Below are 14793 nucleotides of genomic sequence, written 5' to 3'. Positions count from 1 at the left end.
TATGAAAACTAAACTAATGAAAACAAAATATATATGGCTGTCAATTATCCTACTTGGGTTTACAGCATGTAATGACATTGAGGATATAGATAGAATTGACCCAGTTGCAGAATTACCTGAACTAACTGCAGGAACTGCTAATTTTTCTAACTATGTTTCAATTGGAGCTTCTTTTACTGCTGGTTTTACAGATAGTGCTTTATTTAAAGCTTCTCAAGAAAATTCGTTTCCAAACATATTATCAAAACAATTTGCAAAATTAGGCGGTGGTACTTTTACACAACCATTAATGAACGATAATATTGGAGGAATAGCTCTAGGTGGCGTACAATTACCTGGTTCAACTGTCGGTCCTCGATTAGTTTTTGGTGGTGCAGGTCCAGTGCCTTTAGCTTCAATTATAGGTCCTGTTGTATCGACTACAGATTTAGCTGTTAATAACCTAAAAGGGCCATTTAATAATATGGGTGTTCCTGGTGCTAAAAGTTACCATTTACTTTTTAATGGCTATGGAAATATTGCCAATTTAGCAACAAAAAAGGCAAACCCGTATTTTATAAGAATGGCATCTAGCGCATCCGCAACTATGTTAGGTGATGCTATGGCAAAAAGCCCAACATTTTTCACATTATCAGAAATTGGAGGAAACGATGTTCTAGGATATGCCTTATCTGGTGGAGATGGCACAGACGCAATTACACCAAGTGCAGGAGCTGTTGGCGTTGGTTTTGATGCTACTTTTGGCTATCTAGTAACTACTTTAACCTCTGGTGGTGCAAAAGGCGTTGTAACAAATGTACCTTATATCACAGATTTACCACATTTTACAACCGTACCATTTAAACCTTTAAGTCCAACAAACCCTTCTTTTGGTCCTTTAATTCCAACTTTAAATGGTGTTTTTGGTCAACTTAATCAAGTTTTCGATTTTTTACAAGTTCCAGATCGTAAAATTGTATTTTCTACAAATGCCGCTAGTGCAGTAGTTATAAAGGATGAAACACTAACAAACTTAGCTGCTCAAATTACAGGTGTTTTAAGAGCAAGTCCAACATTTCCAGCATTTGTTCAATCTTTTGGGTTGCCTACAGATTCTGGTACATTAGATAAAGTTGCAGGTTTATTTGGTTCTTTTTATGGACAAGCAAGACAAGCAAAAGCAACCGATTTATTATTACTACCTAGTAGCTCTGTAATAGGAACTGTTAATACTACCGTTTATGCCTTCCTACTAACTCAAGGATTACCGGCAGGTTTAGCTGGACAATTTTCAGTTGAAGGTATTACAAACCCACTAGAAGATAAATGGGTGTTAATTCCAAGTGAACAAACAGCCATTAAAAATGCTACTGATGCTTACAATACAACTATTTCATCTATTGCTAACTCAAATCCAAACATAGCTTTAGTAGATTTAAATACTATTCTTAGCAGTGCTAAAACTAACGGTATAGCTTTTGACCAATTTGTTTTAAAAACAAATTTAGCAACAGGTGGCGCTATTGGACTAGATGGTATTCACCTTACCGCAAGAGGCTATGCATACATGGCTAATAAATTTTTAGAAGCTATCGATGCAAAATTTGGCTCAAACTTTATCGCTTCAGGAAATGTTGCAAAAGCAGGAGATTACCCAACAAATTATTCACCCACATTAAATTAATTTAATAAACCCTTAAAACGCCTTGAAACCCAAGGCGTTTTTTTATTGCAAAAAAGCTTTAAAAACAACTTTTATTTTAAATTAAAAAAATTATCTTTGCACGCGGAAACTAAAAGTGTTTTCATTCAATTAAAACGCATAATATTAAACACATAAGTAATGGCTAAAGTTACAGGTAAAGTTGCACAAATAGTAGGTCCGGTTATCGATGTTGAATTCGGTGCTGGTGCTGAACTTCCAAAAATTTACGATTCATTAGAAATTAAAAGACCAGATGGTTCTCTATTAGTACTAGAAGTACAATCTCACATTGGTGAAGATACTGTACGTACTATTGCGATGGATTCATCAGACGGTTTAAGTAGAGGCACTGAAGTTGTTGCAACTGGAGCGCCTATACAAATGCCTATTGGAGATGCTGTTTACGGACGTTTGTTTAATGTAATTGGTGATGCTATTGATGGTCTTGGAGATTTACCTAAAGCTGGAGAAGCTGGGTTACCAATTCACCGTCAAGCTCCTAAATTTGAAGATTTATCAACTTCTACCGAAGTTTTATTTACAGGTATTAAAGTAATCGACCTTATCGAGCCTTATGCAAAAGGTGGTAAAATTGGTTTATTTGGTGGTGCTGGTGTAGGTAAAACAGTATTAATCCAAGAGTTGATTAACAATATAGCAAAAGGTCACGGTGGTTTATCAGTATTTGCTGGTGTAGGTGAAAGAACTCGTGAAGGAAATGACCTTTTAAGAGAGATGTTAGAGTCTGGAATTATCCGTTATGGTGATGATTTCATGCATTCTATGGAAGATGGCGGATGGGATTTATCGAAAGTTGATAAAGCTAAAATGAAAGAATCTAAAGCAACTTTCGTATTCGGACAAATGAACGAGCCGCCAGGAGCACGTGCACGTGTTGCCTTATCTGGTTTAACTATTGCTGAATATTTCCGTGATGGTGCTGGTGAAGGACAAGGAAAAGATGTACTTTTCTTCGTTGATAACATTTTCCGATTTACACAAGCTGGTTCTGAGGTATCTGCACTTTTAGGTCGTATGCCATCTGCGGTAGGTTACCAACCAACTTTAGCAACTGAAATGGGTGCGATGCAAGAACGTATTACTTCAACAAAAAGAGGTTCTATTACATCGGTACAAGCGGTTTACGTACCTGCGGATGATTTAACGGATCCTGCGCCTGCTACAACGTTCGCGCATTTAGATGCTACTACGGTATTATCTCGTAAAATTGCTGAGTTAGGTATTTACCCTGCGGTAGATCCATTAGATTCTACTTCTAGAATTTTAACTGCCGATATTTTAGGTAAAGATCATTATGCTTGTGCACAACGCGTAAAAGAGTTATTACAACGTTATAAAGAATTACAAGATATTATTGCTATCCTTGGTATGGAAGAGCTTTCAGAAGATGATAAATTAGCTGTAGGACGTGCAAGACGTGTACAACGTTTCTTATCACAACCGTTCCACGTAGCAGAACAATTTACAGGTATTCCAGGTGTTTTAGTAGATATAAAAGAAACTATTAAAGGTTTTAACATGATTATGGATGGTGAATTAGATCACTTACCAGAAGCAGCGTTCAACCTTAAAGGAACTATCGAAGAAGCTATTGAAGCTGGAGACAAAATGTTAGCGGAAGCATAATCCAATTGATAATTATCAATTGACAATTATCAATTATCAATTTTAAAAATTATGTATTTAGAAATTGTATCACCAGAAGCCACGTTGTTTAGCGGAGAAGTAACAAGTGTTGCTGTTCCAGGAGTTAATGGTAATTTTGAAATGTTAAACAACCACGCTCCTATTGTATCTATATTAAAAGAAGGTTTTGTTAAAATTACCGGTAATATAGAGTTAGATGAAGCGGTTAAAAACAAATTTACCAAAGGTGATAAAAACACAACATTGCTAAAAATTGAATCTGGCACTATTGAGATGAAAGATAATAAAGTAATTGTTTTAGCAGACTAAACTTTATTTATCATAATATAAAAAACGCGAAGCACAAGCTTCGCGTTTTTTTATTACATAAATTTTAAATTAACTTTTTAATCCTACTTTATGCCCAGAAAAAGCATAATATAAAATAATTAAGTAACAAGGTAATAAAATCCAATAGCCAAAAGAAGACGCTTCGGCAGCTGCTGAAACCTCACTAACACCTTCAATAATTAATTCACCTTTTTTAGCATCTACTAATGCTCCATATAAAGGAGGTATTATTGCGCCTCCTGAAATTGCCATAATAAGCAATGCAGATGCGGTTTTAGTGAATTTACCTAATCCATTTAAAGCCAGAGGCCAAATAGCTGGCCATACTAAAGCATTTGCAATTCCTAAAGAGGCAACAAACAAAACGGATGCAAATCCACTTGTGAAAACAATACAAAATGAAAGTATAATACCTAAAACGGCACTTGCCTTTAAAGCCAAAGCTTGACTTATGTATTTAGGTATTAAAAACACACCTAATGCATAAGTTGCAACCATAGCCATTAATGTAAATAACGTAAAAAACTTAGCTTGTTCAACAGGAATACCTAAAGCAATACCGTAAGCAATAATAGTATCTCCTGCAATTACTTCAACACCTACATATAAGAACAATGCTAAAACACCTAGCCATAAATGCAGAAATTGGAAAATGCTTGTTTTTGCAGTTTTACCAGATTTTAATTCTTCAATTGGTGATTCCTCTACGTGTGGTAATGGTGCTTTCCGTATCAATATTCCTAAAGCAAATAATACAATAGCCATTACAACATAAGGCATAACAACACTATCTGCCATTATATCTAATAAACGGCTTTTTTCAGCATCATCTACAACTTCAAATTGTTCTTTTATTTTATCTATACCAGATAATAATAAGGCTCCAAAAATAACCGACCCTAAAGCACCAGCTACTTTGTTTGCAATTCCCATAATGGCAATTCGCTTTGCAGCACTTTCAATTGGTCCTAAAATAGTAATATACGGGTTTGATGCTGTTTGCAACAGTGTCATGCCTGCGCCTTGAATAAAAATACCTGTTAAAAACACCCAATACGTACGCGCTTCGGCTGCTGGTATAAAAATTAAAGCACCTATTGCCATAACAATTAACCCTAAAGACATACTTTTTCTGAAACCTATTTTATTGATGATATAGGATGCTGGAAGTGCCATTACTACAAATGAAATATAGGATGCAGATGCTACCAAATAAGATTGTGCATCGGTTAATTCATTAATGGTTTTCATAAATGGAATTAACGCACCGTTAATCCATGTAACAAACCCGAAAATAAAAAATAATCCTGCAATAACTATAATAGGAATAAATGTGTTACTTTTTTGTTGTGCAGTTTCTTGCTCTGTTCCAGACATAAATTAAAGGTTAATTTTAATTAATTTATTTATACTTTTTTAATCACATTGGTAACAATACCCCAAATAACAAAGTCGTTTTCGTTTGTTATTTTTATTATAGGATAATTGGGGTTTTCTGGTTGTAGATATACACCGTCTGCATTTACTTTTAGGCGTTTTACAGTAAACTCTCCATCTAAAAAACAGACTGCTATTTTATTGTTTGCAGGTTCTAAACTTCTATCAATTACTAGTAAATCGCTATCATCAAGTCCTGCTCCAATCATCGATTGACCGCTTACACGTGCAAAAAATGTTGCTTCTTTGTTCTTAACAAGTTCCTTGTCTAATGATAAACGTTGTTCTTTAAAATCTTCCGCAGGCGAAGGAAACCCTGCTGAAATACCTGTATCATAAAATAACGCTCCTAAGCTATCTGTTTCAGCGGGTGTAAAAAACGTTAAGTTATTAGATTGATGTAATATCATGATTTTGTGTTTAATCAAATATAATGATTTAATATTGTCTTACTGAAATTTATATTGAACCACAGCCAAAGTTATTCACTTTAATAATATCATTAATATTTGTAGTGTAACGTGGTGACAAACGTTCTTGTCGCATTTTCCATGTACGCTTTAAATCTTGATTGGCTATTTTTACTTTATTTTCGGCATATTTACTGTTCAAACCATCAATTGCTTTCATTAATGGTTTGTGCTTAGGATTTTCTTTTTCAAATAATTGTAACTGATAATTATTTGTAGCTACCAAACCCATCACAATAACGCCTGCTCTTTTATACTTAATGCCTTTTTTGAAAATACTCGTTACTGCTTCAACTGCTTGTTGACTTATTATTAGACTAGAATCGGTTGGATAAGATAAACTCACCAATTTACTTCCTCGGTGTTGTTCTAAATCTTTTTTATGCCTATCGCTACTAAGAATCACGTAAATAACATGACAACTAGAACCTTGTTTACGCAATTTTTCAGCGCAACTTGTTGCAAAAGTTGAAATGCGTTCTTTGATGTTTTCAATATCTGAAAACGTGTATTCAAAACTTCGTGTGGTGGCAATAGCGTGTTTTGTTTTAACTTCATCTAACTGCAAGGTAGGAATGCCTTCTAAATCTTTTTTAAGTTTCCATTGGGTTATGGAGAAATTTTTTCGAACCCAATCATCTGAAAGTTGAACAAAATCAAATGCAGTATTACAACCTTTTGCTTTAAGCCGTTTTGTTAAACCACGACCAATACCCCAAACATCTTCAATTTTAATCCATTTTAGGGCTTTAATTCGTTTTTCTTCAGAATCAATAACATAAACACCGTTTGTTTGCTTCGGAAATTTACGTGCTATTTTATTAGCTACTTTACTTAAAGCTTTGGTTGGTGCTATACCAACACAGGTTGGAATGCCTGTCCATTTTAAAATTCGCGTTCTAATTTGGCTTCCATAATCATTAAAATTACAGTTTTTAAAACCTTTAAATTCTAAAAATGCTTCATCAATGCTATATACCTCAACATCGGGCGTAAATTGTTCTAATATAGCCATAACACGACTACTCATATCGCCATAAAGCGGATAGTTGGACGAGAATACCTCAATATTATTAGCTTTACAAAATCCTTCCCATTTAAAAATAGGCGCACCCATAGGCAAGCCCAAAGTTTTAGCTTCATCACTTCGCGAGATAACACAACCATCGTTATTACTTAAAATAGCAATGGGTTTGTTGCGTAAGTTAGGGTTAAAAGCACGCTCGCAAGACGCATAAAAATTGTTACAATCTACTAAGGCGTACATGATATAAATACTTTAAAAAAACTTGCCACTTTCTATAATGGCATGTCCGGTGCGTTTATAAGTCACTTTTTTGCCTTTAGCACAAAAATTATAAACAGCTTTTGCTTTTTGTTCTGTAAATGATAGTAATAAAACATCTGAAGGATCACAATTATAATCTTTAGCTACTTTTTCTTTAACATGCTCAATAGTGGCGCGTCCTTTTTTTAATTGTGATTGAATTTTACTATTTAATTCTGGCTCAACAAAATCGCTAGATAATTTGCAAGCGTCTTTTTCAACAGGCGTTTTAATTTCATTTACAACAACATTTGTTTTAGGACTTTCAGCATCAATGTATTCCCAAGTAAAATCGGCTTTTAACCAAACGCGTCTGCCGTCATCGGTTTTTACAATGTGGTTGTTTTGGGAAAAGCCAAAATATGAAACAACAAATAATGAGATTAAAAGACACTTTTTCATAACTTAATGATTATTGATAGAATTCCAAAAATACAATTTTTCATTCTGATTTAATCTTCAGCATGATATAAAAAAATCAATTATTTAGGTGTTTAAATTATTTAATACCGAACTATAAGCTTCACGCAATTTCTTAACTATTACTTCAATTTCCTCTTCATTTAAATCGCCAAACCCAAACCGAATACTACAAGTGTTTTTATCTTGATACAGAATAGTTTTTGGAAGAAATAAATCTAACTGTTCAGCATGCTGTGCTAATTTAACTAACGATATTTTAGGTTCGAATTGCAACCATAATGCTAAACCACCTGAAGGTTTTTCCCAACGGATTTGTTGTTTAAAATGTTTGCGAAGGCATTCGCATAAAAAATCGCGTCGTTCTTTATAAATGATGATGTTTTTCTTTATCAAACGATGTATTTCTCCTTCATAAATAAGCTCTGAAAGCATTTGTTCTTGAATTAAATCGCCTTGGCTATCCAATATTTTTAAATAATTTTTGGCTTCTTGAATTAAATTTTCTGGTGCTACCACAAACCCTGTTTGAAAACTTGGAAATAACGATTGCCCAAGTTTGCCTAAATAAATAATAACACCATTAGCATCGGAACTTGCCATGGGTAACATAGCAGAACCATCAAACTGAAAATCGTAATCAAAATCATCTTCAATAATAGCGAATTGGTATTCTTTGGCAAGTTGCATTAATTGCAAACGGCGTTCCGCACTCAAAGCTCTTGTAGTTGGATAATGCCTATGTGCGCACACATACACACAACGAATGGTGTTTTTTATAAAATGTTTTCTAATATATTCTACATCAATACCATCATCATCTATAGGAATGGTTTTAATTGTAGCGCCTGATTGTTGAAAAATCATGTTTGCAGCATAGTTACTTAAATCGCCAACCAAAACAACATCATTAGGCTGCAACAATACCTGCGAAACAATATACAAACTCATTTCAATGCTTCGTGTACTCATTAAGTTATGCGACTTAATATGAAAACCACGTGTGGCGTTTAAATAGTTACACAATTGGACTTCGAAAGCAGAAAACAACGTTTGAGAGGTTTGATTCCATTTTGAAATTAACGATTTTCGCTTCATTGAAGCACTATACCATTTTGAAAATTGATGTGTAGGATGCAGTCTTAAATCGGGTTGCCCATCAGTAACGCGGTATTTTTTATCGCTGGTTTCGTGTGTAGATGCTAAGTTTAAAGATGTTTTAAAATGAAAACCTGTTGTTTTTGCATATTCACGTGCTTGGTCAATGCGCTGCGACGTTGCTTTAATAGCTACCGTTTTTTGTTCTGGCACTAAAACGCACGTTCCTTTATTTGGTATAATTTCAACCCAACCTTGCGACGCCAACTCATCATAAATAGCAACAACGGTATTTCTATTAATATTAAATAATTCACTAAATGTGCGTGTTCCAGGTAGCCAATCGCCTTCGGTTAAATAACCACGTTGTATAGCATTAATTATTTGTTGTGCCGCTTGAATATAAATAGGTGTTGCATTTGTTTTTTCAAGATGAATTAATTGCTTTAAAAGGTTGTTAACCGGACTATTCATTATTTTAAAACTGGACTATTTAACTAGTCCAGAAAGTTACGAATTTTGCAGCGTAAAAAAACAATCAATTATCCATAATGAAAAATTACTTTTTTTTAGCTTTAATCATCTTAATTTCAGTTGGTTTAAACGCTCAAAACCAACAAACCAAACAACAAGATACTACGGCTCTTAGTGAAGTTATAATCAATTCTACCCGAATCGATTTGCCATTTAAAGAAAACTCAAGAACCATTTCCATCATTTCTTCTGAAGCTATTAAAAATAGCGCGACCAATAATATTGCCGATTTACTACAACAAGTAGCTGGTATTGATATTAGACGTCGTGGTACTTCAGGAAGTCAAGCCGATTTATACATTCGCGGTGGTAGTTTCGACCAAACGCTACTACTTATTGATGGTATAAAAATGGACGATGCGCAAACAGGACATCACACCATGAATGCTGCGTTACCACTTGCAGTTATTGAACGTATTGAAATAATAAAAGGTCCAGCAGCACGCGTTTTTGGGCAAAATGCTTTTAATGGTGCTATTAATATTGTAACTAAAAAAGAATTAAATAATACCGTTTCAGCAACCATGGAAACAGGTTCGTTTGGTCAATTAAATGCAGGTGTTACTGTAGGTTCAAAACTTGAAAACTCATCGCATATTGTACATATTGATAAAATGTCTTCAGACGGATATCGTTATAATACCGATTACGATAACAGCAACTATTTTGTAAAAAGTATTTTTAACCAGAACAAACAAGCCATTGAAATGATTACCACATTTCAAGAACGTAAGTTTGGTGCTAACGGTTTTTATGCTAGAGCAAGTGCTGTAGATCAATACGAAGAAACACAAAATAGTTTGATAGCCTTTTCTACAGAATTTAAAAGTGAAAACCTAAGCATTACACCACGTATTTATTGGAAACGAAACCAAGATGAATATGTGTACTCCAGAAATAACCCTACACTTTACCGTAACCTACACATTACCAACAAAATGGGCGCAGAAGTTAATGCCAACTATACATCAAAAGCTGGTATAACAGGCTTTGGTGTTGACCTTTCTAAAGTATACATTAACAGTAATAATTTAGGTGACCGTAATAGGTTTATGACTACTTTATTTTTAGAACATGAGTTTAAAATTTTTGATGATAAATTGGATATTACACCAGGTATTGCTGTAACCTATTTTTCAGATTTCGATTTTTATGCTTTCCCTGGCATTGATTTAGGTTATAGAATAACCGACCAATTAAAAGCCTATGGAAACATTGGTTACACCTACAGAATTCCAACCTATACCGATTTATATTACAATGATTCAAGCACAGCAGGAAACCCTAATTTAGAAGTTGAAGAAGCTTTTGCTCAAGAAATTGGTATTAAATATTTCTCTCCCAAGTTTTCAGCTTCTCTTGCCTTGTACAACAGAGACGCACAAAACTTGATTGATTTTACACGCACAAATACCACAGATGCTATTTTTAAAGCAACTAATATAGCCGAAGTTAACACTAAAGGTTTAGAGGTAGATGCTGCTTACAATTTTAAATTAAATAATTTCAATCAAACCTTAGCTGTTGGCTATAATTTTTTAGATGATAATATTCTAGACCAAAATAAAGACTTATCGCGCTACTCACTAAACACCCTTAAACACCATTTCACAACACGTTTAAGCACACAATTGTTAAAAAATGTAAGTCAAAATATTATATACAAATATGCCCAACGTACCACAGGTGATAGCTATAATGTGTGGGATGCTTCTATAGCCTTAAACTTAAAACAGTTTGAATTAACTATAACTGCAAGTAATATTTTTAATGCCGATTATATTGAAGCTGGTTATGTACCAATGCCACCAAGCAATGTATTATTTGGTTTCAGATATAATTTTAACTAATTACACACAAAAACTTTCATTCATTAAATACAAACCTCACAGATTTTTAAAAACTGTGAGGTTTTTTAATAAAATAAAAGCGCCTTTTCTGTAACAAATAATAATTTTAAAATACTCATATATAAAATCTAATTTTTAGTATTGTATAAATCTAACTAAAGAGTTACCTTACAAAAAAATTATAAACGGTTTTATTATGATGGATTGGTTTAGTAATTTAGAATTATTTCCAAAAATTTATTGGGGTATTGCGCTATTAGGCTCTTTAATATTCATAATCATGATGGTGCTTACCTTCATTGGTGGTGAAACCGATGGTTTGGATACGGATGCCGAAATAGAATCGGACACAGGCATAGGCTTTCAATTTATAACCTTTAAAAACCTTATTGGCTTCTTCACTATATTTGGTTGGAGCGGTATAGCTTGTATGGAGGCTGGTCTTTCAAAACCATTAACCATTATCATTTCACTGGTTTGTGGCTTAGTTATGATGGTTATTATGGGCGCTATGTTTTACTACATGCGAAAACTTAACGATAGCGGCACCTTAAACTTTAAAAATGCCATTGGTGCTGTTGGCGAAGTATATCTTACCATAGGCGCAAACCGTTCATCTATAGGAAAAGTACATATTAAAATTCAAGGTGCATTACGCGAACTTGATGCATTAACAGATGCCGATGTTAACTTAAAATCCACATCGGTAGTAAAAGTAAAAGACGTTACAGAAAACGGACTATTAATTGTTGAACTATTAACTAAATAACCATGACCTTATTAGTAACTCAAGCCCCAGATTTTGGCTTACCAGTAGCAATCATTTTTGCTGTATTATTTGTATTTGTGTTTTTTATCGTCTTAGTAAGGCGTTACAAACGTTGTCCTTCCGATAGAATTTTAGTAGTTTATGGTAAAGTTGGCGGTGGGCAATCGGCAAAATGTATTCACGGTGGTGCTGCGTTTATTGTACCTGTAATTCAAGATTATCAGTTTTTAGATTTAACACCCATTTCTATAGAAGTTAATTTGGTTAACGCTTTAAGTAAACAAAACATACGTGTAAACGTCCCATCGCGTTTCACCATTGGTGTTTCTACCGAACCTGGTATCATGCAAAATGCTGCCGAACGTTTATTAGGTTTAGGTCAAAATGAAATTCAAGAATTGGCGCAAGAAATCATTTTTGGTCAATTACGTTTAGTGGTTGCTTCTATGGATATTGAAGAAATCAATTCCGATCGCGATAAATTTTTAACCAACATTTCTGAAAGTGTAGAATCGGAGCTTAAAAAAGTAGGTTTAAAACTGATAAACGTAAACATTACGGATATTGTTGACGAGTCTGGATACATCCAAGCATTAGGAAAAGAAGCTGCAGCTCATGCTATAAATGCTGCTAGAAAATCGGTAGCAGAAAAAAACAGAGATGGTTCTATTGGTGAAGCAAATGCAGTACAAGATGAAAGAACCCAAGTTGCTGCTGCAAATGCGCAGGCTGTTGAAGGTGAAAATACAGCTAAAATTGCTGTTGCAAACTCCGATTCGTTACGTCGTCAGCGTGAAGCGGAAGCAGAACGTGTTGCGATAGCATCTGAAAAAGTACAAGCAGCAAAAGCCTTAGAAGAATCGTATGCTGCTGAAAAAGAAGCAGAAACCGCCAGAGCAGAACGTGTACGCTCAACCCAATTAGCCGATATTGTTGTTCCTGCGGAAATTGATAAACGTAAAGTAGAGATTGAAGCCGAAGCTGAAGCAGAACGTATAAGAAGACATGCTAAAGGTGAAGCTGATGCGATATTATTTAAAGCACAAGCAGAAGCACAAGGTTTATATGAAATATTAACCAAACAAGCTGCTGGTTTAGACCAAATTGTTAAAGCTGCTGGCAACAACTCAAAAGATGCGGTATTATTATTAATTGCTGATAAATTACCAGAATTGGTTAAAACACAAGCCGAAGCTATTAAAAATATTAAAATTGATAAAGTTACTGTTTGGGAAAATGGTGGTGGAAAAGATGGAAAATCATCAACAGCTAATTTCCTTTCGGGCATGTATCAATCGGTACCACCATTACAAGACATGTTTAATATGGCTGGTATGGAATTGCCTGAATATTTAAAAGGCAAACCTATTGAAGAAAAAACAACACCAGTAAAAAAGAAACCAACATCTAAAGACACTGATGATGTTATTGAAGAACAATAAAAATGAAATTCCGCTATTGCAGCGGAATTTTTTTATAACATCAAAATTTCAAACTGCAACTTGCTTTGCGTTAGGGATTGACGTGGAAAGCCCACAGCGACGCAGGAGCGAGGACTTGCAACCCTTCGACGCCGCTCAGGATAAACTCCAAGCCCGACCCTTGTGGTAACGCCCAAAATACTATTTCCTGTTTCATTCCGTTTTGTTAACTTTGGTTCACTAAATTATTTAAGCTTTGTCATTGAACTTACAAGACATTCCTCGTGTAAAAACAATTACAAAAGAGGACTTTTTTAAGCACTATTTTAAACCACAAAAACCTGTGGTTATTGAACGTTTTATTGAACATTGGCCTGCTTACCACAAGTGGAATTTAGACTACATGAAAAGCGTTGGCGGCAACATTACTGTACCATTGTACGACGATAGACCTGTTGATTATAAAGATGGTTTTAATGAGCCACATGCCAAAATGCAATTAAGCAGTTATATTGATTTGCTTAAACAAGAACCCACAAAATACCGTATTTTTTTATGGAACGCCATTAAGGAAATACCGCAATTGCAAAAAGATTTTTCGTTCCCCGATTTTGGATTACGCCTTATGAAAGGTATTCCTATGTTGTTTTTTGGTGGGCGCGATTCGTATACGTTTATGCATTATGATATTGATTTGGCAAACATTTTTCACTTTCATTTTGAAGGCAAAAAGCAAATTATTTTGTTCGACCAAAAACAAAATAAGTACTTATACAAAATACCACATTCGTTAATTACACGTGAAGATATTGACTTTTCAAACCCCGATTTTGAAAAATGGCCCATGCTTAAAAACGCAAAAGGCTATAAAACCGAACTAAACCACGGTGAAGTTTTATATATGCCCGAAGGCTATTGGCATTACATGCGCTACATAACACCCGGGTTTTCTATGAGCTTGCGCGCCATTGCCAGAAACCCTAAAAATTTTAGTAAAGCAGTTTACAACCTTGTTATTATGCGCAATTTTGATAATGCCATGCGCCGCATACAAGGTCAAAAATGGATAGACTGGAAAAACCAACAAGCCATTACCAAAACCCATAAGAACTTATAAATAATACTACTATTTACAATTACTTGTAATATATTTGTACACTTAAAATTTAAACTCAAATCATGAAAAAATTAATTTTATTAACTGCTTTTTTTACTATTACACTTTGTAATTCTCAAGTATTTATTGGCGCTAACGATAACAAATTACAATTAGCTACCAATTTGCAAAACAATGCCACAGGCGTAAACATTAGTTATGATTATGGTTTGGGCGAAAACATATCTGTTGGTATATCATCATCGTATGCATTAAGTATAAATGATAATATTTCGGCAAGTTTTGGCGACCGTTTTGATGCTAAAGTGCGTTTTAATGCCCATTTAGGAAGTGTTGTTAATATTGATGAACATTTTGATATTTATCCAGGTTTAAACCTAAGTCTTAAAAATTTTGGTGGTCATTTAGGTATGCGCTACTTTTTCTCTGATGGGTTTGGTTTATTTACAGAATTTAATGTACCATTAGCAAAATACAATGCCGATGTTTTAGATGCTGGCGAAAAACTACACAACCAGTTTACACTTAATTTAGGTGCGTCTTTTAATTTATAAAAACACATTTTAACACAATAAGTAAAGCGGAAAATTTAGTTTTTCCGCTTTTTTTATACTTTATTTTTTGGGCGTTTCCCTCCTAAAAAGTCGGGTCGGGTTTTACGTTCCAAG

The 14793-nt window shown here is 34.3% G+C and carries 13 protein-coding genes; 8 read left to right on the top strand and 5 right to left on the bottom strand.

The features are described 5' to 3' along the window. Position 1 precedes the first annotated feature (1 nt). The 3 genes from ACFQ1R_RS11485 (at position 2) to ACFQ1R_RS11475 (ending at position 3661) form a co-directional block, all read left to right on the top strand. Entirely contained in the window at positions 2–1663 is a 1662-nt protein-coding gene (locus ACFQ1R_RS11485) for a G-D-S-L family lipolytic protein (RefSeq protein ID WP_379926366.1), read from the top strand. 159 nt (positions 1664–1822) lie between these two features. After that, positions 1823–3331: a F0F1 ATP synthase subunit beta gene (atpD, locus tag ACFQ1R_RS11480; protein ID WP_379926365.1), complete on the top strand. Its 1509-nt coding sequence runs from the start codon at positions 1823–1825 to the stop codon at positions 3329–3331. A gap of 51 nt (positions 3332–3382) precedes the next feature. After that, the gene (locus tag ACFQ1R_RS11475) at positions 3383–3661 is read left to right on the top strand and encodes a F0F1 ATP synthase subunit epsilon (protein ID WP_379926364.1); all 279 of its coding nucleotides are present in this window, start codon (positions 3383–3385) and stop codon (positions 3659–3661) included. Positions 3662–3730: 69 nt separating this feature from the next. Here ACFQ1R_RS11475 and ACFQ1R_RS11470 read toward each other — a convergent pair whose 3' ends face one another. From ACFQ1R_RS11470 to ACFQ1R_RS11450, 5 genes are all read right to left on the bottom strand, one after another. Next, on the bottom strand, positions 3731–5059 hold the full coding sequence (locus ACFQ1R_RS11470) for a sugar MFS transporter (RefSeq protein ID WP_379926363.1): 1329 nt from the start codon (positions 5057–5059) through the stop codon (positions 3731–3733). A 29-nt stretch (positions 5060–5088) separates the two neighbouring features. Beyond that, a complete protein-coding gene (locus ACFQ1R_RS11465; RefSeq protein WP_379926362.1) occupies positions 5089–5529 on the bottom strand; it encodes a LexA family protein in 441 nt (146 codons plus the stop codon). 49 nt (positions 5530–5578) lie between these two features. Continuing rightward, positions 5579–6856, bottom strand: a complete 1278-nt coding sequence (locus tag ACFQ1R_RS11460; protein WP_379926360.1) for a Y-family DNA polymerase — start codon at positions 6854–6856, stop codon at positions 5579–5581. A gap of 12 nt (positions 6857–6868) precedes the next feature. Continuing rightward, positions 6869–7318, bottom strand: a complete 450-nt coding sequence (locus tag ACFQ1R_RS11455; RefSeq protein WP_379926359.1) for a DUF3157 family protein — start codon at positions 7316–7318, stop codon at positions 6869–6871. Between the two features lie 84 nt (positions 7319–7402). Next, positions 7403–8908 carry an aminotransferase-like domain-containing protein gene (locus ACFQ1R_RS11450; RefSeq protein ID WP_379926357.1) on the bottom strand — a complete coding sequence of 502 codons (1506 nt, stop codon included), beginning with the start codon at positions 8906–8908 and terminating at the stop codon, positions 7403–7405. 77 nt (positions 8909–8985) lie between these two features. Between ACFQ1R_RS11450 and ACFQ1R_RS11445 the strand changes: the two genes are divergently transcribed. From ACFQ1R_RS11445 to ACFQ1R_RS11425, 5 genes are all read left to right on the top strand, one after another. Then, on the top strand, positions 8986–10818 hold the full coding sequence (locus ACFQ1R_RS11445; RefSeq protein WP_379926356.1) for a TonB-dependent receptor plug domain-containing protein: 1833 nt from the start codon (positions 8986–8988) through the stop codon (positions 10816–10818). Positions 10819–11014: 196 nt separating this feature from the next. Further along, positions 11015–11587, top strand: a complete 573-nt coding sequence (locus tag ACFQ1R_RS11440) for a hypothetical protein (RefSeq protein WP_379926355.1) — start codon at positions 11015–11017, stop codon at positions 11585–11587. Positions 11588–11589: 2 nt separating this feature from the next. Then, on the top strand, positions 11590–13029 hold the full coding sequence (locus ACFQ1R_RS11435; RefSeq protein ID WP_379926354.1) for a flotillin family protein: 1440 nt from the start codon (positions 11590–11592) through the stop codon (positions 13027–13029). Between the two features lie 235 nt (positions 13030–13264). Next, positions 13265–14125 carry a cupin-like domain-containing protein gene (locus tag ACFQ1R_RS11430; RefSeq protein WP_379926353.1) on the top strand — a complete coding sequence of 287 codons (861 nt, stop codon included), beginning with the start codon at positions 13265–13267 and terminating at the stop codon, positions 14123–14125. A gap of 62 nt (positions 14126–14187) precedes the next feature. After that, complete coding sequence (locus ACFQ1R_RS11425; protein WP_379926352.1) at positions 14188–14679, top strand: DUF6646 family protein; 492 nt, start codon at positions 14188–14190, stop codon at positions 14677–14679. Positions 14680–14793 lie beyond the last annotated feature (114 nt).

This window comes from Mariniflexile jejuense (genome assembly GCF_042675665.1).
Lineage (GTDB): Bacteria > Bacteroidota > Bacteroidia > Flavobacteriales > Flavobacteriaceae > Mariniflexile > Mariniflexile jejuense.
Note: the sequence above shows the minus strand (reverse complement) of the source record. Positions and strands in the feature narration are given on the sequence as shown.

Excerpts from the sequence above, each read along its gene's own strand:
- ACFQ1R_RS11465 (WP_379926362.1), bottom strand. The coding sequence starts at position 5,529 with ATGATATTACATCAATCTAATAACTTAACGTTTTTTACACCCGCTGAA.
- ACFQ1R_RS11425 (WP_379926352.1), top strand. The coding sequence starts at position 14,188 with ATGAAAAAATTAATTTTATTAACTGCTTTTTTTACTATTACACTTTGT.
- ACFQ1R_RS11450 (WP_379926357.1), bottom strand. The coding sequence starts at position 8,908 with ATGAATAGTCCGGTTAACAACCTTTTAAAGCAATTAATTCATCTTGAA.
- ACFQ1R_RS11455 (WP_379926359.1), bottom strand. The coding sequence starts at position 7,318 with ATGAAAAAGTGTCTTTTAATCTCATTATTTGTTGTTTCATATTTTGGC.
- ACFQ1R_RS11470 (WP_379926363.1), bottom strand. The coding sequence starts at position 5,059 with ATGTCTGGAACAGAGCAAGAAACTGCACAACAAAAAAGTAACACATTT.
- ACFQ1R_RS11485 (WP_379926366.1), top strand. The coding sequence starts at position 2 with ATGAAAACTAAACTAATGAAAACAAAATATATATGGCTGTCAATTATC.
- atpD (WP_379926365.1), top strand. The coding sequence starts at position 1,823 with ATGGCTAAAGTTACAGGTAAAGTTGCACAAATAGTAGGTCCGGTTATC.
- ACFQ1R_RS11460 (WP_379926360.1), bottom strand. The coding sequence starts at position 6,856 with ATGTACGCCTTAGTAGATTGTAACAATTTTTATGCGTCTTGCGAGCGT.
- ACFQ1R_RS11475 (WP_379926364.1), top strand. The coding sequence starts at position 3,383 with ATGTATTTAGAAATTGTATCACCAGAAGCCACGTTGTTTAGCGGAGAA.
- ACFQ1R_RS11435 (WP_379926354.1), top strand. The coding sequence starts at position 11,590 with ATGACCTTATTAGTAACTCAAGCCCCAGATTTTGGCTTACCAGTAGCA.
- ACFQ1R_RS11445 (WP_379926356.1), top strand. The coding sequence starts at position 8,986 with ATGAAAAATTACTTTTTTTTAGCTTTAATCATCTTAATTTCAGTTGGT.
- ACFQ1R_RS11440 (WP_379926355.1), top strand. The coding sequence starts at position 11,015 with ATGATGGATTGGTTTAGTAATTTAGAATTATTTCCAAAAATTTATTGG.